This window comes from Roseateles sp. P5_E1, from assembly GCF_054049335.1.
Genome location: NZ_JBFUMN010000002.1, coordinates 108,119 through 131,001, shown reverse-complemented (window position 1 = coordinate 131,001; position 22,883 = coordinate 108,119). Strand labels below are relative to the sequence as shown.

Below are 22,883 nucleotides of genomic sequence, written 5' to 3'. Positions count from 1 at the left end.
AGGCCGCCCGAGGGCGGCCTTGTCTTGTGCGGCAAAGGTCAGTTATTGACCTGGATTTCGCGCCAGTTCAGGCGTTGCAAGCCGAGATTGGCCGGCTTGCGCGTGTCGACCTTTTCAACCGGCTGGCAGTTGTTGCCTGTGCAGTTGTCCTTGCCTGCGAGCAGCACGGACTTGCCGACACCGTTGATGTTGACGCTGTAGAAGGTCAAGTCGATGACGACGCCATCCGTCTTGCTGACGTAGCAGCTCGAGCCACCGCCAGTGAGGCCGCAGTAGCCCGAACCGAGGTCGATCGCATAAATGCGGCTGGTGCCGTTGGGTGCGCAGGCGTCGGTAGAGCTGGGGGATGTCGCCGCGAATGCGACGGTGCCATAGAACGAGGTCGGGTCGGACAGCACTCGCCAACCCGGCCCCCCGGCTGAGACACCGAGATCCACATACCAGCCGAGCTGGGTGGTCAGATTCAGCGTGATCTTGGCGTTCAGATCGGTCAGCTGCAGCATGTTGGACACCGTCAGCGGGAAGGTGATGCCCGCCGGCAGCGTCGAGGTTTGTCCCGTGATGGTGCCATCCACGTCAAAAGCCGCGTTCGAGCCATCGATGATCGCGAAGAAGCGTTGTGCCTGAGTGTTGTTCAGATCGGTGGCATCCAGCAGCCGACCAGTACCCACAGTGATGTAGCGGCGGTTGGTGCCGGGCTGCACGACGGGAAGGGGCTTGCTCGTGATGGGCAGGGCGCTGCCATTGGACCCCACCAACCGGGCAAACTTGACGGGGGCGGGATAGGCGGTGGTGCCGGTGACATCAACCCGCCAGACGTTGCCCATCAGATCGCCGCCGTAGATCGCGTCGGCGTAGCCGTCAGTCAGGTCCAGCACGAAGGCGTTGATGTGGGCCATGCCCGCCTGATTGCTTGCGGAGCAGGTGGCGCAATAGTTGTTGCCAGCCGAGGCCACGCTGGTGGTGGCAGCCACCTTTTGCAGCAACGCACCCGTGCGCGGGTCGATGAAGAAGAAGTAGGCGTGGCCATCGGCGTTGTTGTAGCCCGAGCCCACCACGACGGTCCAACCCCAGCGGCGCGTCTTGACGACCACCGGCTGACCGTAGACATAGCCCAGGTCGGCATCCGTGAACTCCCACAGCACCTTTTGAGCCGCGATCGCCTCGCTCGTGACCGAAGCGGGGTCGGTGACGTCGAGCGCGTACAGCGCCTTGCCACCCTTGCCCAGCCCGCCGACGAGAATGGTGCGCCAGTTGCTGGTGCCGACGACGCCGCCGGTGCGGCCGAGGTCGACGTCAATGGTCAACGGCGTGGCGTCCACCATGAAGTGGTGGAGGAAGGTCGGATTGCCGATGGACGCCAGGCCGTCGGTACTGCCGGTGCCGCTCGGGCCGCTGAACAGGGCGCTGGGAAAGTAGGCCCAGATCTCCTTGCCCGGCGTGCTCGGATTGGTGTTGGGGAAGGTGCTCGTGGTCAGGCTGCCGTCCACGGCGTGAACCATGCCATCGTTGGATGCGACGTAGACCATGGGCGGTCGAGCAGCGTAGGTGGTCTTGAAGGTGTCGTAGCCGGGGTTGTTGGCGGCGGAGTAGGGCGCTGCCGGTGCAGCGACGGGGCGGGCCTTCGCATTGACGATGTCGCCCAGCAGCTTGGCACGATCCCGGTAGGCGTGCGTCGAGCCGACCGCCGCGGACGACACCTCGTTGGTGCGATCACCGCGCAGGTAGTTCAGGTAGTTGGCTGAATCGTTGCCGGAGACATAGGACGTGTCGAGGGCCGTCAATTGGGTCGCGGAAATGCCACTGGTGCCACCACCGCTGCGGAAGGGCACGCCGGCGCTGCCGTTGTAAGTGACGATCTTTCGCGCGGTGTTCCAGCCCGTGCCGGCGGCCTGCGTGTCCAGCACGGTGGCGAAGGTCCACTGGCTTTGCAGGCTCGGTTCGCCCGTCGTCGCGTTGAAGGTGGTCAGGCTGGCTTCAAGCTCGCCCGTCCAGCTCTTCRCATCGAACTTGGTGGAGTAGGAGGCAACGCCGAGCGCCGAGACCTGGGGCAGGGCTGTCGAGAATGACGTCGAATAGGCAGAGAGCTGGGAAGCGATGCTGGAGAAGGTCTTGTTCAGGCCTGCCACCATCTGATCGGCCTGTGCGGCCGTGTAGTAGTTGTCGGGACGCGGCGAGCCGTCCGGCAGGGTGTCGGTGGTCGTGGTCCACCACGTCTTCGTCGACGCGTTGCTGGCGAACTGGGAGGCCGTCGCCGTGGCGTCCGTATAGTTGCTGGGCGGCTTGAATCCGCCGTATTTGGCAGCCAGGTAGAACTGGTTGTTGGACTTGAAGGCCTGGTATTCCAGGACGTCCAGCCAGTAGGTCTGGATGGTCTGGACGCCGCTCTTGTCGGTGCGGATGTCGTTGATGTTGGACCAGTAGGCCAGGCCGGCCATCAGCGCGCCGTTGTTGGTGCAGCAACCGCCGTAGCCCTGGACGGACGCAAGCGAATTGCCCAGGCCTTGCAGCACGCCGACCCGGTTGGTCCAGTCCGTGGCGTTGACGTCCGTATCGTTGCTGACTTCGGCTGGCTTGGACGGCTCGGACGAGCCTGTTGCCCCCGGCAGGTTGCGGTCTGCGTGGGCGTTGACGTCGCCGATGCCGAGAATGAAGTTGCGCTGGCAGGAATACAGAACGGGATCATCCCAGGTCGTGATGACCGGGAAGCCGTCGGCATAGGTCGATTTGGTTGCTGCATTGCCAGACATCGACGTCCACGCAGACACATTGCCCAGATTGCGGTAATAACGCTGCGCGGCGTAGTACAACTCGCCGACGGGGTCGTACATCTTGTAGGTGCTGGGCGTCGAGATTTCGCCGAACTTGTTGAGGTAGTTCATCACGCCGCTGTTGCTGATCGAGACGCCGAACTCGCTGTTCGTGGCGGCAGCATCTGTCGCATTGGGGTTCGTGACCATGACACCGGTCGTGGCATCCCATTCCGAGCCGTCTCCGTTGGCGATCGGGATTCCGCCTGGAACCGGCTTCATCGGGCCGATGAACTTCTGCTTTGCACGCAGCACGCCGCCATCCCGGCTGAGCGTGCTGTCGTTGAGATAGCCGAATGCGCTGTAGCGGATCTTGTCCGAGTACTTCTGCATCAGCCCCGTCGGCTTGTAGGAACTGGCACCGTACAGCGCGCAGTTCGCCTCAAGGCCGCCGGCAGCCCCGGAAGAATCACAGACCTTCACGCGGATGAAGACCTCGTAGAGTGTGCCATGCGCGTAGGCCGCGCCGGGGTTGTAGTGCGTGGCCGCATTGCCGTAGTTGGGGGACGGCATGCCGGAGGTCGCCGTCATGAAACGCATTTTGTTGCCGAGAGACCAGATCCGCGTGGCGATGCCGGTGGCGGTGGAAAACGGCGTGGCGCCGCCCACGATGGCGGTGGTGGAGACGCTGCTGTCAGGAAAGTTGCTGGTGCTGCCCTGGTTGCTGGCCCAGGCCTTTTCCAGCACGGTCAGCGTCGAGGTATCGAGGATGCGATAGCCGCCCGTCAACGCCCACCGGAACGGGTCAATGGTCTGCATCGACGCCCAGTTCAGGTAGTTGCCGCTCCACTTGCTCGAGCAGGTGCGATTGGTGGCTGCCCCGTCCGGGTAGAAATAGTTGTCCGTGTCGGTGCCATTCGTGTATCGATAGGCATAGCACTTGGCTGGGTCGAAGTAACCAATGTAGGTATTGGCCGATGAGTAGGTGCGCGAGGGATGGGCCACGCTGATGGCCGTCGGATACTCCACCGACAATGCCAGCGCGAGGTTGCCCGGCACGTTGACGGACGTGAACACCGGTTGGTCCGACAGCGCGACCTGGGCAGACGACGTCACGGCAAGTGTCGCGAGGCTGGCTGTCAGCGCCAGACCGCGCACGAAGACAACAAGGCGGACTGCATTCATGGAAAACCTCAAAGCGCCCTGAGCGGGCTCAGTTGGTGGTGAAGGTGGACTGGAAGAAGGACAGCGTGTTGCGCGGCCCCTTCACTCGCAGCGTGATGCGGTAGATGGGCTGTTCAGGAACTGCGGACGGGTTCGCGTTGTTGGCCGCGCCGCTGTTGGTCTGCGAGTTGATCCATTCACTGGAGCCACCCCCGAAGACCGTCTGGTTGGCCATCGTGCAGGTGCTGCTGCTGCAGCCGCCCGTGGCCGTGGCCATGCGGTCGATCACATAGCGGACCGTGACACTCATGTCCGCGACGGTGATGTCGTTGCTGGCGACCCCGACGGCAGCGAAGGTGGCGTCCGACAGCAAGGCGTTCGGAATGCCCTGGGCATTGGTGGCCAGCAGCGTGGCGCTGTAGTTGGCGCTTGTCAGATTGGTGTTGCGAGTCGTCACGACGGCCAGTGGTCCTGTTCGAACCGCGTCCATCGCAATTTGCAGGGCGCGCTCACCCTGATTCGTCAGGTCGCGCTTGAAGCCGATGTTGCCGACGGTGAACTGGCTGGAATTGATGGAGCGTGAGATGGCCACCGCGCCGATCAGCAAGATGACCAGCGTGATGAGGGCAAAGATCAGCACGATGCCGTGCTGGCTGTGCTTTGGCGACCGGAAGTGGGTGTGGATGCGCTTCATCACGGCGTCTCAGCGGGAGTAGCGGACATTGCGCAGCGGTACCGTGAACTCGACGACGCGGTAGCGCTGGTTCGCAGTACCCGTGGGTACGGTATAGGTGTAGGTGACGCCAGCGCCGAGGTCGCTGAACATCGTCAGCGTGGCTGGCGTCACATCGGATTTCTCGACCAGCTCGCTGCGCAGGATCAGGCCGACGCGGACGGCGTAGATGGACTGCAGATTTGTCTGTGCGACCGCGGTGCCTGACGTCAGCTCCGCGGCGGTGTAACCCGCAGCGTTCGGTGCAATCCACGCGGTGACCTGTTCCAGTCCTGCACGCACGGTATCGACGCCATACAGCACCCGCATGTCGACCACACCCTCGACCAGAGCCTCGGCGTTGCTTGAGCTCAACTTCAGCAGGTCGTAGGAAAACAGCGTTGCGTTGTCGCCAATGCCGAACAGCATGAATCGCGGTGGATTGCCGCTGACGTTGCCCAGCAGTGACACAAACGCATTGCCGTTCGAGAAGCCGGGCAGTGTCAAACCATTGATGGTGTTGGCGGCGTAGGCCCCTCCGAAGGTCAGCGTCTGGGCGGCGCTGCCGGCGAAGCCGTTGCTCACCTGCTGCACCATGCAACCCACGCCCGCCTGGGACAGCAACACCAGATCGCCTCCGCGGATGCCCAGTGTGTTGGCCAGCTTCAACTGCCCTGCGGCGGTGGACCTGGGCGAAACCGGCAGGGCCGACTCGCTCAACCCGGAGCTGCCCGTCGCCACAGCGATCACGTCAGATCCGTTGGCGCCGGCGCCAGCGTGAATGATCAACGGCGCCAGTACATAGGTTTGCGGCACAGTGGCGAAGGGCGCCGGAAACGCGGCCGTCGCGGGCAGCAACTGGGCGCTGTTCAGCGACACATTCAGGTCGCAGCCGTAGTTCGCCGACGAAGCTTGGCTGAAGCCTGCTCCGGCGCTGCGCAGCTCGCGATCCAGCAGATATGCCGCGTAAGCGGTGTTGCTCGTCAGGTCATTGCCCGACGTCACGCCGCGCCGCAGCGATTCCTGCCTGACCACCATCATCGAAATGGCCAGCGTCAGCACCAGGCCGATGGCAAGCGTCACCATCAATTCGATCAGGGAGAAACCGCGACAGGCGGTGGATGGTGCGCGCCTCATTGCGGAATCACCACGTCTGTGGTGTAGGTGTGCGTGTCGTTGGCGGCGCCGGTCGACTGCACCGGTACCCAGGTCACCGTGACGCGCGCGGTCGTCGCGTTCGTCGCAGTCACCGTGCCCACGCCGTTGGGGACGCCGCCGTTGGTAGGGTCAGAGGCGCGTGCCGCCCAGGCAGCGACCACCGCTGCGGGCACGTTGACGGAATTGAGGTTGAGCATCTGCGCCGCCATCTCACTGGCCAGCAATGCTGCGCGCTGCGAATCTTCGCTGCTGACGGAAACCTGCAGCGCGCGGGCCTGCAGCGTGATCAGTCCCAGCAGCCCGAAAGAGATGATCAGGATGCCGACAAGCATCTCGATCAGGGAGAAACCACGGCTGACACGGCGGGCGGGCGTCATCATGGGCATCCTTCCGGCGTTGTCGAAGCCTTGTCCCGGTCGCACATGCGAACGGATCCAGCCAGACTGACCGTCAACCGCAGCCGGCGGTTTTCTGCATTGGATGTTGCCGACGTGACGTCGTAGCTGGCTGCCGCCGCCGTGCAGTCGACGCCGACGCTGGCCGGATTGGTCACGGTGGCCTGGCGGCCATCGCCACCGAAGCACAGCGCCGTTTTGCTTGAGGTCAGGTTGACGCCGGATGACACGTCGGTCAGCACACCGCACTGCACGGCTTCGGCTGCATCGCCAGTCAGTAGGGCGTTGGGCACGGTGCGAGCCTGCCAATAGCTGCCTCCGGCAGCGGCCGTCGCCGCCGTATCGCAGGTCTTGCTGTTCGTCAGGAAGAACACGACCGTATGCGTGCGTCGCTGCGCCTCGCCCTGGGCCAGGCGCAAACCGGACTGCAGGGCGTCCGCGACTGTGCGCACCCGGGAATTGCGGATCCAGGTCATGAAATTGGGCATGGCCACAGCGGTCAAGATGGCCAGGACGCTGACGGCCACCAACAACTCAATGAGGCTGAAGCCTGAGCCACGACGTATCAGCACGGGTCGCCCTTCTTCATGATCCACTTGCTGGTGCAGGTGCTGCCCCAGCTGCTGGGCACAGCCGTCGTTGCTCGCACGTCCTGATGGTTGATCGTGAACGTGAAGCCGGAGGACGGGCCACTGCCCTCGGCCTGCAAGGTGAATCGAGTGGCATCCAGCGTGCCGGTGCAACTGACCAGGAAGTTGCCGAAGGTGCGTGCTGAGGCCGTGGCGTTATTGCAGGGCGAGACGAAGTTCCCGACATTCGCGTAGGTGCGGTTGTCCTGGTAGTAGCGCTCCATCTGCGCGCGCATCGTCGTCAGGCCGGAACTTGCATCGGACAGGCGGCTGCGCGTCACATAGTCCCTGTATTGCGGGATGGCAACCGCTGCAAGGATGCCGATGATGGTCACCGCGATCATCAATTCGATGAGCGTGAAGCCGTTTGCGGCGGTGGTACGGAGGCGTTGACGCATGGTGGGGCTTTGCATGGCGGGTGGAAGCTATTTTGGTAGCGAGGGACGCCGGAGCGATACCGCTTGTCGCGCAGCAACGAACGCTGGTCGCAGCCGCGCGCCGATTCGTGAACTGGCGCACGTTTGGCGCGGTCGCGCCAGTTGTTCAGAGGGTTGACGACGGCAGGCGGACGCAGCAACGCGATGTCCGGGCTCCGCTCTTTATCGGCACGCCAACAGGTCTGCCAAGGGTGAACCCCGTGGTTCTCGGTGTTTCCCCTATCATGGCGCCCTTTCTCCAGCCCCCGGCTTGCAGCCTGCCTGCGTGAATCCCTTGGCAACCGCACCTCTGATTGAACTGCGCAACGTCAGCGTCGGCTACGGCGACCGCGTGGTGCTGGACGGCGTCAACCTGAAGCTGGAGCGCGGCAAGGTGCTGGCGCTGATCGGCACTTCGGGTGGCGGCAAGACCACCGTGCTGCGCCTGCTTGGCCGCCAGCTCAGGCCCATGAGCGGCCAGGTGCTGTTCGACGGCCAGGACTTGGCGCCCCTGGACCTGGACGGCCTGTATGCCGTGCGCCGGCGCATGGGCATGCTGTTCCAGTTCGGCGCGCTGTTCACCGACCTCAGCGTCTTCGAGAACGTGGCCTTCCCGCTGCGCGAGCACACCGACCTGCCCGAGGCCATGATCCGCGACCTGGTGCTGATGAAACTCAATGCCGTCGGCCTGCGCGGTGCGCGCGACCTGCTGCCCAGCGAAGTCTCCGGCGGCATGGCCCGGCGCGTGGCCCTGGCCCGTGCGATCGCGCTGGATCCGGACCTGGTGCTGTATGACGAGCCCTTCGCCGGCCTGGACCCGATCTCGCTGGGCGTGGCTGCTCGGTTGATCCGTGATCTGAACGACGCCCTCGGCCTGACCAGCATCATCGTCTCGCATGACCTGCACGAGACCTTCGAGATCGCCGACGAGGTGGCGATGGTGGCCAATGGCCGCATCGTCGCCCAGGGCACGCCGGACGAGCTGCGCCACAGCGATGACCCGCTGGTGCGTCAGTTCGTGGGTGCCGAGCCTGACGGGCCGGTGCGCTTTCACCAGCCTGCCGTGCCGGTGGCCGAGGATTTCGGGGTGGCGTCATGATGGCGCTGGCCGCCAACCTGGGCTTGAGCGTGCGCATGCTGCTCGCCGATTTGGGTGCCGCCGCGCGGCTGTTCGGCGCGCTGCTCGCCTGTTCGCCCCGGGCGCTGATGCGTTTCGTGCTCGTGCGCGAGCAGCTCTTCTATCTGGGCAATCGCTCGCTGCTCATCATCGGCGTGTCGGGCCTGTTCGTTGGCTCCGTGCTGGCCCTGCAGGGCGACTACGCGCTGCAGCGCTACGGCTCCCGGGAAGCGGTGGGCCTGCTGACTGCGCTGAGCCTGGTGCGCGAGCTCGGCCCGGTGGTCACGGCGCTGCTGTTCGCGGGCCGCGCCGGGACGTCGCTGACCGCCGAGATCGGCCTGATGAAGGCCGGCGAGCAGCTCACCGCGATGGAGATGATGGCCGTGGACCCGGTGCAGCGTGTGCTGGCGCCGCGCTTCTGGGGTGGGCTGATCGCGATGCCCTTGCTGGCCGCGGTCTTCTCGGCGGTTGGCATCATGGGCGGCTGGCTGGTTGACGTGCCGCTGCTGGGCATCGACCCCGGTGCCTTCTGGTCGCAAATGCAAGGCGGCGTGGATGTGTTCAAGGACGTCGGCAACGGTGTCATCAAGAGCCTGGTGTTCGGCGTGACGGTCACCTTCGTCGCGCTGCTTCAGGGCTATGGTTGCCGGCCCACGCCCGAGGGCGTGTCGGCAGCGACCACGCGTACCGTCGTGCTGTCGTCGCTGGCCGTGCTGGCCCTGGACTTCACGCTGACCGCCATGATGTTTTCGATTTAGGGAGAAGGAAGGATGCAATCCTCTCGATATGACGCCTGGGTGGGCCTGTTCGTGCTGATCGGCGGCGCTGCGCTGCTGTTCCTCGCGCTCAAGGCTGGCAACCTGCTGAGCCTCAATTTCGATGCCACCTACCAGGTGTCGGCGCGTTTTGACAACATCGGCGGCCTGAAGCCTAACGCCGCGGTCAAGAGCGCCGGCGTCGTCGTCGGCCGTGTCGAGTCGATCAGCTTCGACGACAAGACCTTCCAGGCCAAGGTGCTGCTCAATATGTACAAGAACACGCAGTTCCCCAAGGACAGTTCGGCCAAGATCCTGACCTCGGGCCTGCTGGGCGAGCAGTACATCGGCCTGGAGCCGGGTGCGGATGAGAAGAACCTCGCCAGCGGCGACATCATCAGGCAGACGCAGAGCGCCGTGGTGCTGGAAAACCTCATTGGCCAGTTCATCAACAGCAAGGCGTCGGACATGGGCAGCGCCGCAGCGGCAGTACCTGCCTCGGGGAGCAAGCCGTGAACCGTATCGTCCGCATGCTGGCCCTGTTTGTCCTGGCCCTGAGCCTGGCGGGTTGCCAGACCGTCAAGGGTGTCGGCACGCGCATCGAGCGGGCTGTCGACAAGGTCATGGGCTCCAAGGGCCAGCGGCTGGATCCCTGGGAATCCTGGAACCGCAAGGTCTTCGCCTTCAATGAGAAGCTGGACGAGAACGTGCTCAAGCCCGTCGCGACCGCCTATACCGAGATCGTGCCTGCGCCCATCCGTACCGGCGTCGACAACTTCTTCGGCAACATCGGCGACGCTTGGTCGGCGATCAATCTGTTCCTGCAGGGTCGTTTCAAGGCCGGTGTGGAGCAGGGCATGCGCTTTGCCGTCAACTCGACGCTCGGCCTGGCTGGCGTGCTGGATATCGCCACCGAAGCGGGCCTGGAGAAGAACAGCCAGGACTTCGGCAAGACGCTGGGCAAATGGGGCATGGGCACGGGTGCCTATATCGTCTGGCCCTTGTTCGGCCCGTCCTCGGTGCGCGACTCGCTGGCCTTGCCGGTGGACTGGCAGGCCTCGCCGGGCGTGATCTTCGACGATGGCCGCAAGAAGGTCGCAATTACCGCGCTGAGCCTCGTCAACACGCGCTCCAATTTCCTGCGTGCCGGTGAAATGCTCGATGGCATTGCGTTGGACAAATACACCTTTTACCGCGACGCCTATCTGCAACGCCGCGGCAGCTTCGATGATGACGACGAGGTCGAGGTGCTCGTGCCGGGCAACGGCGCTTCGGCACCGGCCACCGCAGCTTCAGCGCCCGAGCCTGCGGCGTCCGAACCCGCGGCGAACGTGAAGAAGCCTGCCGAGCCTGCCTCTGCAGCGGCGCGGTGAATCCGCACGCGAACGGTTACGTCCCGAGAGCCAACCAAAATCCGGACTGGCGCGTTGAGCGCCCGTCCCGTTCAGAGAAAGCGAAACCATGACTGTGCTGAAATCCCTGCGCCGCCGCCTGCTCACCGTGGCCACCCTGGCGACCTTGAGCCTTGGCCTCGTGCATGGCGCCCATGCGGCCGATGGCGGCACGCCCGACCAGCTGATCCGCCAGCTGTCCCTGGAAACCATCGAGGCCGTCAAGGCCGACAAGGACATCCAGGCCGGCAATGTCAACAAGATCATCGCCCTGGTCGACGCCAAGGTGATGCCTCACGTCAACTTCCAGCGCATGACGGCATCGGCCGTCGGCCGCTTCTGGCGCCAGGCCACGCCGGAGCAGCAGACCAAGCTGCAGGCCGAGTTCAAGACCCTGCTGGTGCGCACCTATGCCGGCGCGCTGACGCAGGTGAAGGACCAGACCATCGGCCTGAAGCCGCTGCGCGCCCAGCCGACCGACACCGAGGTCGTCGTGAAGACCGAGATCCGTGGCAAGGGCGATGCCATCCAGCTCGACTATCGCCTGGAGAAGGCCGGTGCCGAGTGGAAGATCTATGACGTCAATGTGCTGGGCATCTGGCTGGCGGACCAGTACCGCAACAGCTTCGCCCAGGAGATCGGCGCCAACGGCATCGACGGCCTGATCAAGAGCCTGGCGGACAAGAACGCCAAGGCCGGCGCTCCCGCCGCGAAGGGCTGATCTTGAGCGGCCTGAAGCTGCCCGCACGGCTGCGCACGGACGGCGCCCGCGCCGCCTGGGCGCAGATGTCGCCCGCCCTGCGCGCCGAGGCCGCCCAGGTGCTGGCGGCGGCCGGCCGTGAGGTCAGGCTGTCGGCTGCCGAGTTGAAGGATTTCGATTCCGCGGCGCTGAGCGTATTGCTATCGGCCGGGCGCCAGTGCACCGAGCAGGGCGCAACGCTGAAGCTGGACAACGCGCCCGACAAGCTTCGCGAACTGGCTCGCGTCTACGGCGTGGCCGAACTGCTGTGGCCGCCTGCCGCGGCCGTCTGATCAGCCCGCGTAACGTTTCGCGCGCAGATTCTTCTTGATCTCCTGCAGCATGGGCCGCAGGTGCTGGCCCAGCTTCAGCGCCACGCCCGTGGTCAGGATGTCCACCGCGATCAGATGCAGCAAACGCGACACCATGGGGCTATAGCGGTCGAAGTCTTCGGGATGGTCCACCGCCAGCAGGATCTGGCTGGGGCCTAGCGCCAACTGCGCCAACGGCGAAGCGCTGGCCGTGATGATGATGATGGTCGCGCCCTTCTTGCGCGCGATGTCGGCCGCATCCAGCAGGTCGCGGCTGCGCCCCGAATTGCTGATGATGACGGCGCAATCGCCTGGCTGCAGCATGGTCGCACTCATGAGCTGCACATGGCCGTCGCTGGTCGCCGCCGTGTTCACGCCCAGGCGGAAGAACTTGTGCTGGGCGTCCTGGGCCACGATGCCGGAGTTGCCGACGCCGTAGAACTCGATGCGCCGGTTGTGGCGGGCCGAATCGGTCAGCGCGTCGATGGCGCGCTCGAAGGCATGGCTGGCTGCATCGTTGCGGTAATGCAGCAGGGCGGCAACGGCGTTGTCGACCACCTTGACGATGATGTCGCCCGTCTTGTCGTCCTCGTCCACGGCACGGTGCACGAAGGGCACACCTTCGTTGACGCTGCCGGCCAGCTTCAGCTTGAAGTCGGCCAGGCCGTCATAGCCGACGCTGCGGCAAAAGCGCACCACCGTCGGCTTGGACACATGCGACCGGTCGGCCAACTCGCTGACCGGCAGGCTGGCGAAGCTGCGGGCATCAAGCAGCAACAGCTTGGCAACCCGTTGCTCGGCCGGCGGCAGGGCCGGCAGGGCGGCCTTCACGCGCTCAAGAATGCTCATTGTTCTTCCGCCCAACTGAAACCATCACGCGCGACCAGTGCGCTTGCGGCGGCCGGGCCCCAGGAGCCTGCCGAATAGGGGCGCGGCCCGCTCGCGTCGGCCTCCCACGCGTCAAGGATGGGCTCGACCCAGCGCCAAGCCTGCTCTTGCTCATCGCTGCGCACGAAGAGGTTGAGGCGGCCGGCGATCGCATCCAGCAGCAGGCGCTCGTAGGCGCCGACGCGCTGTGTCGCGAAGGCCTTGTCGAAGTCCAGGTCCAACGACACCGGCGTCAACTGTTCGCCGTGGCCGGCGCCCTTCTGGGCCAGCAGTTGCAACTCCAGGCCGTCCTCGGGCTGCAGCTTAATGACCAGGCGGTTGGGCTGGCTTGCGCCGGGGAAGATCTTGTGCGGTACGGGGCGGAAGTTGACGACGATCTGTGCGTCGCGTTCGGCCAGGCGCTTGCCGGTGCGCAGGTAGAAGGGGACGCCGGCCCAGCGCCAGTTGTTGACCTCGGTGCGCAGCGCGACGAAGGTTTCGCAGGCACTGTCGGGCGGCACCTTGACCTCTTCCAGATAGCCGGGCACGGCCTTGCCTTCGATGCTGCCGGCGCGGTACTGGCCGCGCACGACGTCGCGGGCGACGCTATCGGGCGTGAAGGGCTTCAGCGAACGCAGCACCTTGAGCTTCTCGTCGCGGATGGCGTCGGCGTCGTTGCGCGCCGGCGGCTCCATCGCGATCATGGTCAGCAGTTGCAGCGCATGGTTCTGGATCATGTCGCGCAGCGCGCCGGTGCCGTCGTAGAAGGCGCCGCGTGTGCCCACACCCAGGCGCTCGGCCAGCGTGATCTGGATGTTGGCGATGCTCTCGCGGCGCCACAGCGGCTCGAACAGCGCGTTGCCGAAGCGCAGCGCCATCAGGTTCTGCACCGAGGGCTTGCCGAGGTAGTGGTCGATGCGGAAGGCCTGCGCTTCGGCGAAGACGCTGCGCACCGCGCGGTTGATCTCCTGGGCGCTGGCCAGGTCATGGCCCAGCGGCTTCTCCAGCACCACGCGCACCTTGTCGTGGTTCAGGCCCACGGCGCCGAGTTGCTGGCAGATGCCGGTGAACAGGTGCGGGCTGGTGGCGAGATAAAGGACGACGGTGTCGGCGTTGCGCGCGTCCAGCCATTCCTTGAGCCCGGCGTAGTGATCGGGCTGGGACAAGTCCATGCGGCGGTAATGGATCAGCGCCGCGAAGCGCTCGAACTCCTCGTCGTTGGGACGCTTGGCGCCATCCACTTCGCGGAAGCGCTCCTTCAGCCATTCGCGATAGCGCTCGTCCGTCTGGTCGTCACGTGCGACGGCGAGAATACGGCCGCCTTCGGGCAGCTTGCCGTGCCGGAAGGCCTGGAACAGCGCGGGCATCAGCTTGCGCCATGTCAGGTCGCCGGTACCGCCAAAGAACACGAGATCGAAAGACATCTGCGGGGTCTCCAGGCCAGCGTCTCCCATGGAGCGCTAACCGTTGTGTAACTAAGTTTCGTGAAATACTATGCAGCAGTTTCTTCGTCGGGTCAATCCGTTCGACCCGGATACAGGCAGCCCATGAACCAGCTCGACCAGCTCAAAACCCTCACCACCGTCGTTGCCGATACGGGCAACTTCCTGCAGCTCGCGCAGTTTGCACCGCGAGATGCAACGACCAACCCTTCACTGATCCTGAAGGCGGTGCAGTCGCCCGACTACGCGCCGTTGCTGAAGGAAGCAGTCGAGGCGCATCGCGGCAAGCCCTTGGACGAGATCGTCGACCAGGTGCTGGTGCGCTTCGGTCTCGAGATCCTCAAGGTCGTGCCAGGCCGTGTGTCCACCGAGGTCGATGCGCGCCTGTCCTTCGACAAGGCCGCGTCGCTCGCCCGCGCCCGCCGCATCATCGGCCTGTACGAAGCCGCCGGCATCTCGCGCGAGCGCGTGCTGATCAAGCTGGCCTCGACCTGGGAAGGCATCCAGGCCGCTGCCGAACTGGAGCGCGAAGGCATCCGCTGCAATCTGACGCTGCTGTTCGCCTTCGCCCAGGCCGTGGCCTGCGGTGAAGCCAAGGTCCAGCTGATCTCTCCCTTCGTCGGCCGCATCTACGACTGGTACAAGAAGTTCGCCGGCAGCAGTTGGGATGAGGCGGCGATGGCCGGCGTCAACGACCCCGGCGTGAAGTCGGTGAGCCAGATCTACGCCTACTTCAAGCAGCATGGCATCAAGACCGAGGTCATGGGCGCGAGCTTCCGCAACATCGGCCAGATCCAGGCGCTGGCCGGCTGCGACCTGCTGACCATCAGCCCCGATCTGCTCGCCCAACTTCAGGCCACCGACGCCAAGCTGGAGCGCGCGCTCGACCCGGCCAAGGCGGCGGCCGTACCCGCCATCCACCTGGACGAAGCCGCCTTCCGCTTCGCGCTGAATGAGGATGCGATGGCCACCGAGAAGCTGGCCGAGGGCATCCGCCAGTTCGCCGTCGATGCCGGCAAGCTCGACAAGCTCATCGAGGCCGCCTGACATGACGGCGCGCTGCGACCTGTCTCCCGTTTGGGCTGAACTGCAAGCCCACTACGCCGCGAGCGGTCGCGGCTTCGATATCCGTGAAGCTTTCAAGGCGGATGCAGACCGCTTCGGCGCGCTGTCGTTTGAAGCGCCCGAGGTGTTTGCCGATCTGTCCAAGAACCGCATCGACATGCCCACGCTGGCCCTGCTGCTGAAGCTGGCGGCCGACTGTGGCCTCGAAGCGCGGCGCGATGCGCTGCTGCGCGGCGACCCGGTCAACCACACCGAAGGCCGCGCGGTGCTTCACACGGCGCTGCGCGCGCCGGCAGGCAGCAAGGCACCGTTCAATGCCGAGGTGCAAGCATCTCTGGATGCGATGCTGGCCTTTGCCGAGCGCGTGCGCCGCGGCGAGCGGGGCGAGATCACTGACGTCGTGCACATCGGCATCGGCGGCAGCGACCTCGGCCCGGCCATGGTCGTGCAGGCGCTGCAGGCCTTTGGCCGTCGCGATCTCAAGCTGCATTTCGTCTCCAACGTCGACGGCCATGACCTGGCGCCCGTGCTGGCCGGCGTTGACGCAAAGCACACGCTGTTCGTCATTGCCTCCAAGACCTTCACGACGCAGGAGACGCTGGCCAATGCGCAAGCTGCCAAGGCCTGGTTCCTGGCCGCCGGTGGAACGGATGTGGCGCGCCACTTCGTCGCGACCAGCAGCAACACTGCCGCCGCTGCCGCCTTCGGTATCGACACCGCCTTTGGTTTCTGGGACTGGGTCGGCGGCCGTTACTCGCTGTGGTCGGTCATCGGCCTGCCCATTGCCATCGCCGTCGGCGCCGACAACTTCCGTGAACTGCTGGCCGGCGCGCATGCGATGGACGAACACTTCGCGTCCGCGCCGCTCGACCGAAATCTGCCGGTGCTGCTGGGCCTGGTCGACGTCTGGTACCGCAATTTCCATGGCTTCACCAGCCGCAGCGTCGCACCGTATCACCAGGGCCTGCGCCGCCTGCCCGCCTATCTGCAGCAGCTGGAGATGGAGAGCAACGGCAAGGGCGTGGACTTGGACGGCAACGCGCTGTCAATCGGGACGTCGCCCGTCGTCTGGGGCGAGGCTGGCACCAACGGCCAGCACGCCTACTTCCAGATGCTGCATCAGGGCACGGACGTCATCCCGGTGGAGTTCATCGCGGTGAAGCGCCCGAATCACGGCGTAAGCGGAGAACTGGCCGAGAAGCTGGCCGACCAGCACCGCAAGCTGCTGGCCAACTGCCTGGCGCAGAGCCAGGCATTGATGCAAGGCAAGACGGCCGCCGAGGCCCTCACCGAGAAGGCGCCGACCGCGTCGGCAACGCTGGACCGTGGCGTCTTGTCCCGGCACCGCAGCTTTCCTGGCAACCGCCCGAGTACGACCCTCGTGCTGGATGCGCTGACGCCGCGTTCGCTCGGCGCGCTGATCGCCCTGTACGAGCACCGCGTCTTCGTGACCGGCGCACTGTGGGGCATCAACAGCTTCGACCAGTGGGGCGTGGAACTGGGCAAGGCACTCTGCAACCAGTTGCTGCCGCGCCTGGACTCCGGCGACACGGCGGGCCTGGACGGCTCGACCGCCGGCCTGTTGAAGCGGCTGGTGGCCGCATGAAGATCGTCTTTGATTTTGGCGGCGTGGTGTTCCGCTGGCATCCGGCCAGCTTCCTCGCGCGCATCTGGCCGCACCGCATCGAGACGCTGGAGCAGGGGGCGGCCGCGGCTGTGGTCTTTTTTCAGAACTATGGTGGCGACTGGGGCCTGTTCGACCAGGGCCTGATCGGCGCCGACGAGGTGGTGCGCCGCATCTCGGCGCRCACCGGCTGGCCGCGGGGCGACGTCGCTGCGGTCGTGCGTGCAGTGCCGGACGAGCTGATGCTGATCCCCGCTACTGCCGTGCTGATCCGCGATCTGCGCGCCGCGGGGCACACGCTGCACTTCCTGTCCAACATGCCCGAGCCGTATGCGGACCATCTCAGCCGCAGCTTTCCACTGAATGAATGGTTCGAGTCGGGCCTGTTCTCGGGCCGTGTCAAGCAGATCAAGCCGAGCGCCGAGATGTTCGCGATGGCCGAGCGTCACTTCAATGCGCCGCCGCAGGACCTGCTTTTCCTGGACGACCACCCGGCCAATGTCGATGCGGCCCTGTCACGCGACTGGCAGGCCTTCCTGTTCACGGATGCCGCCAGCGCGCGGCGTGAGCTGGTGTCGCGGCGTCTGTTGAGCGCTTGAGCGCCTGATCAGTGCACCAGCGGCTCGCCGTCCGGCCCGTATTCATCCGGGTTCTGGGGCGGCGTGGCGGGCACGCGGAACGACTCGCTGGCCCAGGCGCCGAGGTCGATCTGCCGGCAGCGCTCGCTGCAGAAGGGCCGCCATTTGTTGCTGGGTGCGAACACGCTGTCGCCGCCACATTGAGGGCAGCGCACGATGCGCTCGCCTGCGGGGTTCGCCTTCATTGGCACAAGGCGAGTTCGAAGCCGCTGTCTTCCTGTGCCAGCTTGAGCCGGCCTTCCTCGTCCTGGCGCATCAGGCGGATGGAGATCATCAGCCGATGGCCGGAGATTTCGGGGATCAGCCCGAGGCTGGGGTCGATGCGCATGCGCAGCAGCTGGTAGACGCGGCCAGGCGGCAGGCTCTGCTGGAACTGCCCCGCGGTGGCCGCCACCTTGTGCGGGGCTCCAGAGTCGCGCAGCAGGCCGAGCAGCACCTGCAGGGCCTCAGCCAGCGGCATCAGCGTCTGGGCCCAGGTCATCAGATCCTTGCGTCGGCGCACCGGCAGCAACTGCTGCCAGTTGTAATAGGCCGGCAGGTCGAACTCGCAGGTGCCGCCGGGAATGCTGATGCGGCTGCGGATGCTCATCAGCCACTCGTTGCCCGTCAGCGTCGCGCCGGCCTTGCCGGCCAGCGCGTTCAAACGCTGGAAGGCGCCGTCGATGCGGGCGACGACTTCATCCAGGCGTGCTTCGTCAAGGCCGGGGCTGCCGCGGTAACCGATGAATTGCGCCTTGTGCTTCTCGAGTTCCTTGAGCAGATCGCTCTTGAGGTCGGCACGCGAAGCGACGTCCATGATCTCGAACAGCGTGACCAGGGCGAAATGATGGTCCAGCGCGGTCTCGCGCGACATCAGCGTGCCGAGGCGGTCGAACAGATGCTCGAGGCGAAGCATCGTGCGGATGCTTTCGTTGAACGGGTACTCGTACAGGACCAAAGGTGCCTCGGGTGGACTGCGATCAGGGCCGGGCGATTGTTTCACAGCCCCAGCGCTCGGCCAGGCTGAGAACCTCGTTTCTGAGCGCAACAAGCGGTAGGCGATCGTTGTGGAGCACAGCGTCGGCCGCCGCCCTGCGGGCTTCGCGGCTGGCCTGTGCTGCGATGGCGCCCGCAATGCGTTCGCGCGTCCAGCCCGGGCGCTGCAGCACCCGTTCGATCTGGGTTTCGATCGCGCAATCGACGACGAGCACGCGGGCGACGCGCGCCCGCCAGCGACCGGATTCGACCAGCAGAGGCACGTCGAAGACGACGAGGCGGGCCGTCGCGGTCTCAGCCTGCGCCTGTGCTTCAGCGGTGATCAGCGGATGCAGGATGGCCTCGAGCCGGCGCTTGGCCGTCGGGTCAGAGAAGACCAGGGCGCGCATTCGATCGCGGTCCAGGGCCCCATCGGTGCTGATGAAGTCCGCGCCGAACTGCACTGCAATGGCAGGCATGGCCGCACCGCTGGGCGCGGTCAGGGTGCGGGAGATGGCATCCGTATCGATGAGGGCGGCGCCGGCTTCGTGTAGAAAGCCTGCGACCGTGCTCTTGCCGCTGCCGATGCCGCCGGTCAGGCCGACCCTCATCAAGGGTTCATGTCCAGCCGAGCCAGCCCAGCACCGTCGGCTGGCCGGCAAACAGCACCACCAGGCCACCGCCGGCCAGGAAAGGGCCGAAGGGCACGTAGCGGCCCTCACGCAGGCCGGCATTCATCTTCATGATGATGCCGATGACGGCACCGATGGCTGAGGCGCCGAGGACGATGGGCAGCACCATCTGCCAGCCCAGCCAGGCGCCCAGCGCCGCGAGCAGCTTGAAGTCGCCATAGCCCATGCCCTCCTTCTTGGTGAGGAGCTTGAACACCCAGTACACCGACCACAGCGACAGGTAGCCGCTCAAGGCGCCGATCAGGGCCTTGTCCAGCGGAATCGTCCAGCCCATCAGGGCGGCGGCGAGCCCGGCCCAGAGCAGGGGCTGGTTGATCGCATCCGGCAGCAACGTGGTGTCCCAGTCGATCATCGCCAGCGCGATCAGAGCAGCGACGAAGCCGCACCAGAGCAGCGTGGTCGGCTGGGCGCCGAAGCGCCAGGACAGGGCGGCGAAGGCGGCGCCGGTGAGCGCTTCAATGATGGGATAGCGCTTGGAGATCGGCGCCTTGCACGTGGCGCATTTACCGCCCAGGCGAAGCCAGCCAATGACCGGCAGGTTTTCATGCCAGCGCAACTGATGGCCGCAATGCGGGCAGCGTGAACGCGGCGCGGCGATAGTGAATGGAGGCAGGGCTTCGATCTTGGTGCCGTAGACATCCACGGCCTTGGCCAGCTTTTCAGCCTCGGGCAAAGGCACGTCAGCGACGCGCGCCATGGCGGCCGCGTCAGTGAGCTGCGCGGCCGACTCATGCAGCCACTGGCGCTCCAACATCAGCGGCAGGCGGTAAATGACGACGTTGAGAAAACTGCCGATGCAAAGACCGAAGATGCCGAGGATCCAGGGTGACAGCAGCAGGCTGTAGTCCACCGCCATCAGACCACCTGGCCGAGCTTGAAGATCGGCAGGTACATCGACACGACGATGCCGCCAATCAGGCCGCCCAGGATGACGATGATGAAGGGCTCCATCAGGCTGGACAGCGCCTTGACCGCTTCATCCACCTCGTCCTCATAGAACTCCGCGGCCTTGGCCAGCATGTGGTCGAGGGAGCCGGATTCCTCGCCGATGGAAGACATCTGCAACACCATGGTCGGGAAGATGCCCGTCGTCTGCATCGACGTCGTCAGCGCGGCGCCGGTGGAAACGTCGCGTTGGATCTGTTCGGTCGCCTCAGCGAATACCGCATTCCCCGAGGCGCCGCCGACGGAATCGAGCGCCTCGACCAGCGGGACGCCTGCGGCAAACATCGTCGACAGGGTCCGCGTCCAACGCGCGACGGCGGACTTGTACATGAGGTCACCGAAGACGGGGACCTTCAACAGCAGGCGATCCATGCGCTTTTGCATCGGCACGGAGCGCTTCCAGGTCTGCAGGAAGAAATAGATGCCACCGCCAATGCTGCCGAAGATGGCCCACCAGTAGGAGACGAAGAACTTCGACATCGCAATGATCATCAGCGTCGGTGCTGGAAGGTCGGCGCCGAAGGACTTGAACACGTCCTCGAAAGCCGGCACCACAAAGATCATGATGACTGCGACCACGATGAAGGCGACCACCATCACCGCGACGGGGTAGGTCAGTGCCGACTTGATCTTGTTCTTGATGGCAACCGTCTTTTCCTGATAGACCGCCAGCCGGTCCAGCAGGGCCTCCAAGATACCGCCGGTTTCGCCCGCTTCGACGAGGTTGCAGTACAGGGCGTCGAAATATATCGGGTGCTTGCGGAAGGCCGATGACAGGCTCGTGCCGGTCTCCACATCCTGTCGGATGTCGTTCAGCAGCCGTGTGAGGCGCGGGTTGGTCGCGCCGCGGGCGACGATGTCAAAGGACTGCAGCAACGGCACGCCGGCGCGCATCATCGTCGCGAGCTGGCGCGTGAAGATCGCGATGTCCTTCTGCTTGACCGCGCTGCCACCGCTGGAGCGGCGCTTCTTGACCTTGTTGACCAGGATGCCCTGGCGGCGCAAGGTGGCGCTGACCATGGCCTCGCCGCCGGCCCGGAGTTCGCCTCTGACGATCTTGCCATTGCGATCCTTGCCCTCCCACTCGAAGACGAAGTCCTTGACGCCTTTTGCTGCGGCAGTGGCAGTAGCCATGCGCTCTCCTCGAGACTGATTATTCGTTGGTGGCGGACAGCACTTCTTCCAGTGTCGTGACGCCGACGCGCGCCTTCACGAGGCCGGACTGGCGCAGATCGCGCACCCCTTCCTTCTTGGCCTGCTCGGCGATGTCCATCGCCGTTCCCTCAGCCAGGATGATGCGCTGGATCGCCTCCGTGACGGGCATCACTTGGTAAAGCCCGACGCGGCCGCGGTAACCATTTGTGCAGCTGCTGCAGCCGACGGCGCGATAGAGCTTCCAGCTGCCGTCGAAATCTTCCTCAACGAAGCCGGCCTTGATCAGCGCTTCGCGTGGGTAGTCTGCCGGCTGTTTGCAGTTCTCGCACAGCCGGCGCACGAGGCGCTGAGCGGTGATGAGCAGCACGCTGGACGCGATATTGAACGGCGCCACACCCATGTTGAGCAGACGGGTCAACGTTTTGGGCGCGTCATTGGTRTGCAGCGTSGACAKSACCATGTGGCCSGTCTGMGCGGCCTTGATCGCGATMTCGGCGGTTTCCAGGTCRCGGATTTCGCCGACCATGATGATGTCYGGATCCTGGCGCAGGAAGGACTTCAGGGCCGTCGAGAAGTTCAGGCCCGCCTTGTCGTTGACGTTGACCTGGTTGATGCCGGGCAGGTTGATTTCGGCCGGGTCTTCCACGGTCGCGATGTTGACGCCAGGCTGGTTCAGGATGTTCAGACAGGTGTAGAGAGACACCGTCTTGCCGGAGCCCGTCGGGCCGGTCACAAGCACCATGCCGTAAGGGCGGTAGATGCAGGCGAGCAGGCGCTCCTTCTCGATCTTCTCGTAGCCCAGCGCTTCAATGCCCAGCTTCGCGGAGGACGAGTCCAGGATACGAATGACGATCTTTTCGCCGAACAGCGTAGGCAGGGTGCTGACGCGGAAATCGATGGACTTGCTGCCGAACTTCAGCTTCATGCGCCCGTCCTGGGGCACTCGCTTCTCGGAGATGTCCAGGCGCGAAATCACCTTGATGCGCGAGGCCAGCTTGTCCTTGATCGCGATGGGCGGTTGCGTGATCTCGCGCAACTCGCCGTCGACGCGAAAGCGCACGCGGTAGTGGAACTCGTAGGGCTCGAAGTGCAAATCCGAAGCGCGCAGATTGATCGCGTCGACCAGCATCTTCTGCAGGAAGCGGACGACGGGTGCGTCCTCGACGTCTGCCAGTTCGGCAGCCTCCTGCTGCGGCGTCGCATCCTCTTCGGCGATGTCGAAGTCGAAGTCGCCGCCAGCGATGCTCTCCAGCGATTCCGTCGCGCTGACGCCGCTGCTGGCCAGCATTTTGGCCAGCTTGTCATGCTCGACGATGACCCATTCCGGCTGCAGCTGGGTCGCGAACTTGATGCGTTCAATGACCTCGAGATCCGTGGGATCGGCGCCGCCGACGAAAAGGCGATTGCCGCGCCGCGACAGGGCCACGACCTGGTACTGCTGGGCCAGCTTGGCGTCGATGACGTTCTGCGGCATGCGCTGCGGGTCCATCGCCGACAGATCCAGCAGCGGCAAGGCCAGGGCACTGGACAAGGTGTGCGCCAGATCGACTGGCGAAACCAGGCCGCTTGCGATCACCGCGTTGACGAAACTGGCCTTCTTTTCCCTCGCCTGCTTGACGAGATCTTCGGCGGCCTTGGCCTGGAGCTTGCCGGCGTGCACCAGCATGCGCGCCACCCCCGACAGGGAAGACTGAAGCGGCTCGGCGAGCGTGGTTTCCACAGGCAGTTGCGTCAACGACGGAAAGAGCGAAGTCTGCCAATTGTGCCAGTCGGTAGCCGGGCGCGAGGCAAACGAATTCCAGGGATAACGTCAGGATTTCAGGGTTGCCGGTACTGTGGCCCGGTCGATTTGCGGACCCTCATCCCGAGGGCGAAGACTTGGTCGGGGTGAGAGGATTCGAACCTCCGGCCTCTACGTCCCGAACGTAGCGCTCTACCAGGCTAAGCTACACCCCGATGTCTTC

At 65.0% G+C, this 22,883-nt stretch carries 23 protein-coding genes and 1 tRNA gene; 9 read left to right on the top strand and 15 right to left on the bottom strand.

Going from position 1 to position 22,883, the window contains the following annotated elements:
- Window positions 1-38: 38 nt before the first annotated feature.
- From ACXJKJ_RS03270 to ACXJKJ_RS03245, 6 genes are read right to left on the bottom strand one after another with little or no spacing between them, the layout of a single operon-like run.
- On the bottom strand, window positions 39-3,935 hold the full coding sequence (locus ACXJKJ_RS03270; protein WP_457389093.1) for a pilus assembly protein: 3,897 nt from the start codon (window positions 3,933-3,935) through the stop codon (window positions 39-41).
- Window positions 3,936-3,963: 28 nt separating this feature from the next.
- Window positions 3,964-4,608 (bottom strand): pilus assembly PilX family protein, encoded by a 645-nt coding sequence (locus tag ACXJKJ_RS03265; RefSeq protein WP_457389092.1) that lies wholly within the window; start codon window positions 4,606-4,608, stop codon window positions 3,964-3,966.
- 9 nt (window positions 4,609-4,617) lie between these two features.
- Window positions 4,618-5,763, bottom strand: a complete 1,146-nt coding sequence (locus ACXJKJ_RS03260; protein ID WP_457389091.1) for a PilW family protein — start codon at window positions 5,761-5,763, stop codon at window positions 4,618-4,620.
- The gene (locus ACXJKJ_RS03255; protein ID WP_457389090.1) at window positions 5,760-6,164 is read right to left on the bottom strand and encodes a type IV pilus modification PilV family protein; all 405 of its coding nucleotides are present in this window, start codon (window positions 6,162-6,164) and stop codon (window positions 5,760-5,762) included. Before ACXJKJ_RS03255 ends, ACXJKJ_RS03260 begins: the two co-directional genes overlap by 4 nt.
- On the bottom strand, window positions 6,161-6,751 hold the full coding sequence (locus ACXJKJ_RS03250) for a pilus assembly FimT family protein (protein WP_457389089.1): 591 nt from the start codon (window positions 6,749-6,751) through the stop codon (window positions 6,161-6,163). The genes ACXJKJ_RS03255 and ACXJKJ_RS03250 overlap by 4 nt, the downstream gene beginning before the upstream one ends.
- On the bottom strand, window positions 6,745-7,206 hold the full coding sequence (locus ACXJKJ_RS03245) for a type IV pilin protein (RefSeq protein ID WP_457389088.1): 462 nt from the start codon (window positions 7,204-7,206) through the stop codon (window positions 6,745-6,747). Before ACXJKJ_RS03245 ends, ACXJKJ_RS03250 begins: the two co-directional genes overlap by 7 nt.
- A gap of 313 nt (window positions 7,207-7,519) precedes the next feature.
- Here ACXJKJ_RS03245 and ACXJKJ_RS03240 point away from each other — a divergent pair, with 313 nt between their 5' ends.
- The 6 genes from ACXJKJ_RS03240 to ACXJKJ_RS03215 all read left to right on the top strand — a co-directional run bounded on the left by ACXJKJ_RS03240 (window position 7,520) and on the right by ACXJKJ_RS03215 (window position 11,519).
- Complete coding sequence (locus ACXJKJ_RS03240; protein WP_457324266.1) at window positions 7,520-8,323, top strand: ABC transporter ATP-binding protein; 804 nt, start codon at window positions 7,520-7,522, stop codon at window positions 8,321-8,323.
- Window positions 8,320-9,099 (top strand): lipid asymmetry maintenance ABC transporter permease subunit MlaE, encoded by a 780-nt coding sequence (gene mlaE / locus ACXJKJ_RS03235; protein ID WP_457389087.1) that lies wholly within the window; start codon window positions 8,320-8,322, stop codon window positions 9,097-9,099. Before ACXJKJ_RS03240 ends, mlaE begins: the two co-directional genes overlap by 4 nt.
- A gap of 12 nt (window positions 9,100-9,111) precedes the next feature.
- The gene (mlaD, locus tag ACXJKJ_RS03230; RefSeq protein WP_457350026.1) at window positions 9,112-9,612 is read left to right on the top strand and encodes an outer membrane lipid asymmetry maintenance protein MlaD; all 501 of its coding nucleotides are present in this window, start codon (window positions 9,112-9,114) and stop codon (window positions 9,610-9,612) included.
- The gene (locus tag ACXJKJ_RS03225) at window positions 9,609-10,469 is read left to right on the top strand and encodes an MlaA family lipoprotein (RefSeq protein ID WP_457389086.1); all 861 of its coding nucleotides are present in this window, start codon (window positions 9,609-9,611) and stop codon (window positions 10,467-10,469) included. Before mlaD ends, ACXJKJ_RS03225 begins: the two co-directional genes overlap by 4 nt.
- Window positions 10,470-10,557: 88 nt before the next feature.
- Entirely contained in the window at window positions 10,558-11,208 is a 651-nt protein-coding gene (locus tag ACXJKJ_RS03220; protein WP_056203349.1) for an MlaC/ttg2D family ABC transporter substrate-binding protein, read from the top strand.
- A 2-nt stretch (window positions 11,209-11,210) separates the two neighbouring features.
- Complete coding sequence (locus ACXJKJ_RS03215; protein ID WP_056203352.1) at window positions 11,211-11,519, top strand: STAS domain-containing protein; 309 nt, start codon at window positions 11,211-11,213, stop codon at window positions 11,517-11,519.
- Here the strand turns inward: ACXJKJ_RS03215 and ACXJKJ_RS03210 are convergent, their stop codons facing one another.
- A complete protein-coding gene (locus tag ACXJKJ_RS03210) occupies window positions 11,520-12,380 on the bottom strand; it encodes a MurR/RpiR family transcriptional regulator (RefSeq protein WP_056203638.1) in 861 nt (286 codons plus the stop codon). It lies immediately after the preceding gene.
- A gap of 2 nt (window positions 12,381-12,382) precedes the next feature.
- Entirely contained in the window at window positions 12,383-13,828 is a 1,446-nt protein-coding gene (gene zwf, locus ACXJKJ_RS03205) for a glucose-6-phosphate dehydrogenase (protein ID WP_457325867.1), read from the bottom strand.
- Window positions 13,829-13,951: 123 nt separating this feature from the next.
- On the opposite strand from zwf, the gene tal reads away from it, so the two are divergent.
- The 3 genes from tal to ACXJKJ_RS03190 are packed head-to-tail and all read left to right on the top strand — an operon-like array spanning window position 13,952 to window position 17,134.
- Window positions 13,952-14,893 (top strand): transaldolase, encoded by a 942-nt coding sequence (gene tal / locus ACXJKJ_RS03200; protein ID WP_457389085.1) that lies wholly within the window; start codon window positions 13,952-13,954, stop codon window positions 14,891-14,893.
- 1 nt (window position 14,894) lies between these two features.
- Complete coding sequence (gene pgi, locus ACXJKJ_RS03195) at window positions 14,895-16,517, top strand: glucose-6-phosphate isomerase (protein ID WP_457389084.1); 1,623 nt, start codon at window positions 14,895-14,897, stop codon at window positions 16,515-16,517.
- Window positions 16,514-17,134, top strand: coding sequence for an HAD family hydrolase (locus ACXJKJ_RS03190; protein ID WP_457389083.1), 621 nt, complete (start codon window positions 16,514-16,516; stop codon window positions 17,132-17,134). Before pgi ends, ACXJKJ_RS03190 begins: the two co-directional genes overlap by 4 nt.
- Window positions 17,135-17,142: 8 nt before the next feature.
- On the opposite strand, the gene ACXJKJ_RS03185 is transcribed toward ACXJKJ_RS03190, so the two are convergent.
- The 7 genes from ACXJKJ_RS03185 to ACXJKJ_RS03155 all read right to left on the bottom strand — a co-directional run bounded on the left by ACXJKJ_RS03185 (window position 17,143) and on the right by ACXJKJ_RS03155 (window position 22,875).
- On the bottom strand, window positions 17,143-17,358 hold the full coding sequence (locus ACXJKJ_RS03185; RefSeq protein ID WP_457389082.1) for a DNA gyrase inhibitor YacG: 216 nt from the start codon (window positions 17,356-17,358) through the stop codon (window positions 17,143-17,145).
- Window positions 17,355-18,110: a cell division protein ZapD gene (gene zapD, locus ACXJKJ_RS03180; RefSeq protein ID WP_056203365.1), complete on the bottom strand. Its 756-nt coding sequence runs from the start codon at window positions 18,108-18,110 to the stop codon at window positions 17,355-17,357. Before zapD ends, ACXJKJ_RS03185 begins: the two co-directional genes overlap by 4 nt.
- A 22-nt stretch (window positions 18,111-18,132) precedes the next feature.
- On the bottom strand, window positions 18,133-18,741 hold the full coding sequence (coaE, locus tag ACXJKJ_RS03175; RefSeq protein WP_157282070.1) for a dephospho-CoA kinase: 609 nt from the start codon (window positions 18,739-18,741) through the stop codon (window positions 18,133-18,135).
- Window positions 18,742-18,745: 4 nt separating this feature from the next.
- Window positions 18,746-19,675: a prepilin peptidase gene (locus ACXJKJ_RS03170; protein WP_056203370.1), complete on the bottom strand. Its 930-nt coding sequence runs from the start codon at window positions 19,673-19,675 to the stop codon at window positions 18,746-18,748.
- Window positions 19,675-20,898, bottom strand: a complete 1,224-nt coding sequence (locus tag ACXJKJ_RS03165) for a type II secretion system F family protein (RefSeq protein WP_056203372.1) — start codon at window positions 20,896-20,898, stop codon at window positions 19,675-19,677. Before ACXJKJ_RS03165 ends, ACXJKJ_RS03170 begins: the two co-directional genes overlap by 1 nt.
- 19 nt (window positions 20,899-20,917) lie before the next feature.
- A complete protein-coding gene (pilB, locus tag ACXJKJ_RS03160; protein WP_457389215.1) occupies window positions 20,918-22,585 on the bottom strand; it encodes a type IV-A pilus assembly ATPase PilB in 1,668 nt (555 codons plus the stop codon).
- A 213-nt stretch (window positions 22,586-22,798) separates the two neighbouring features.
- Window positions 22,799-22,875, bottom strand: a tRNA-Pro gene (locus ACXJKJ_RS03155).
- Window positions 22,876-22,883: the final 8 nt, after the last annotated feature.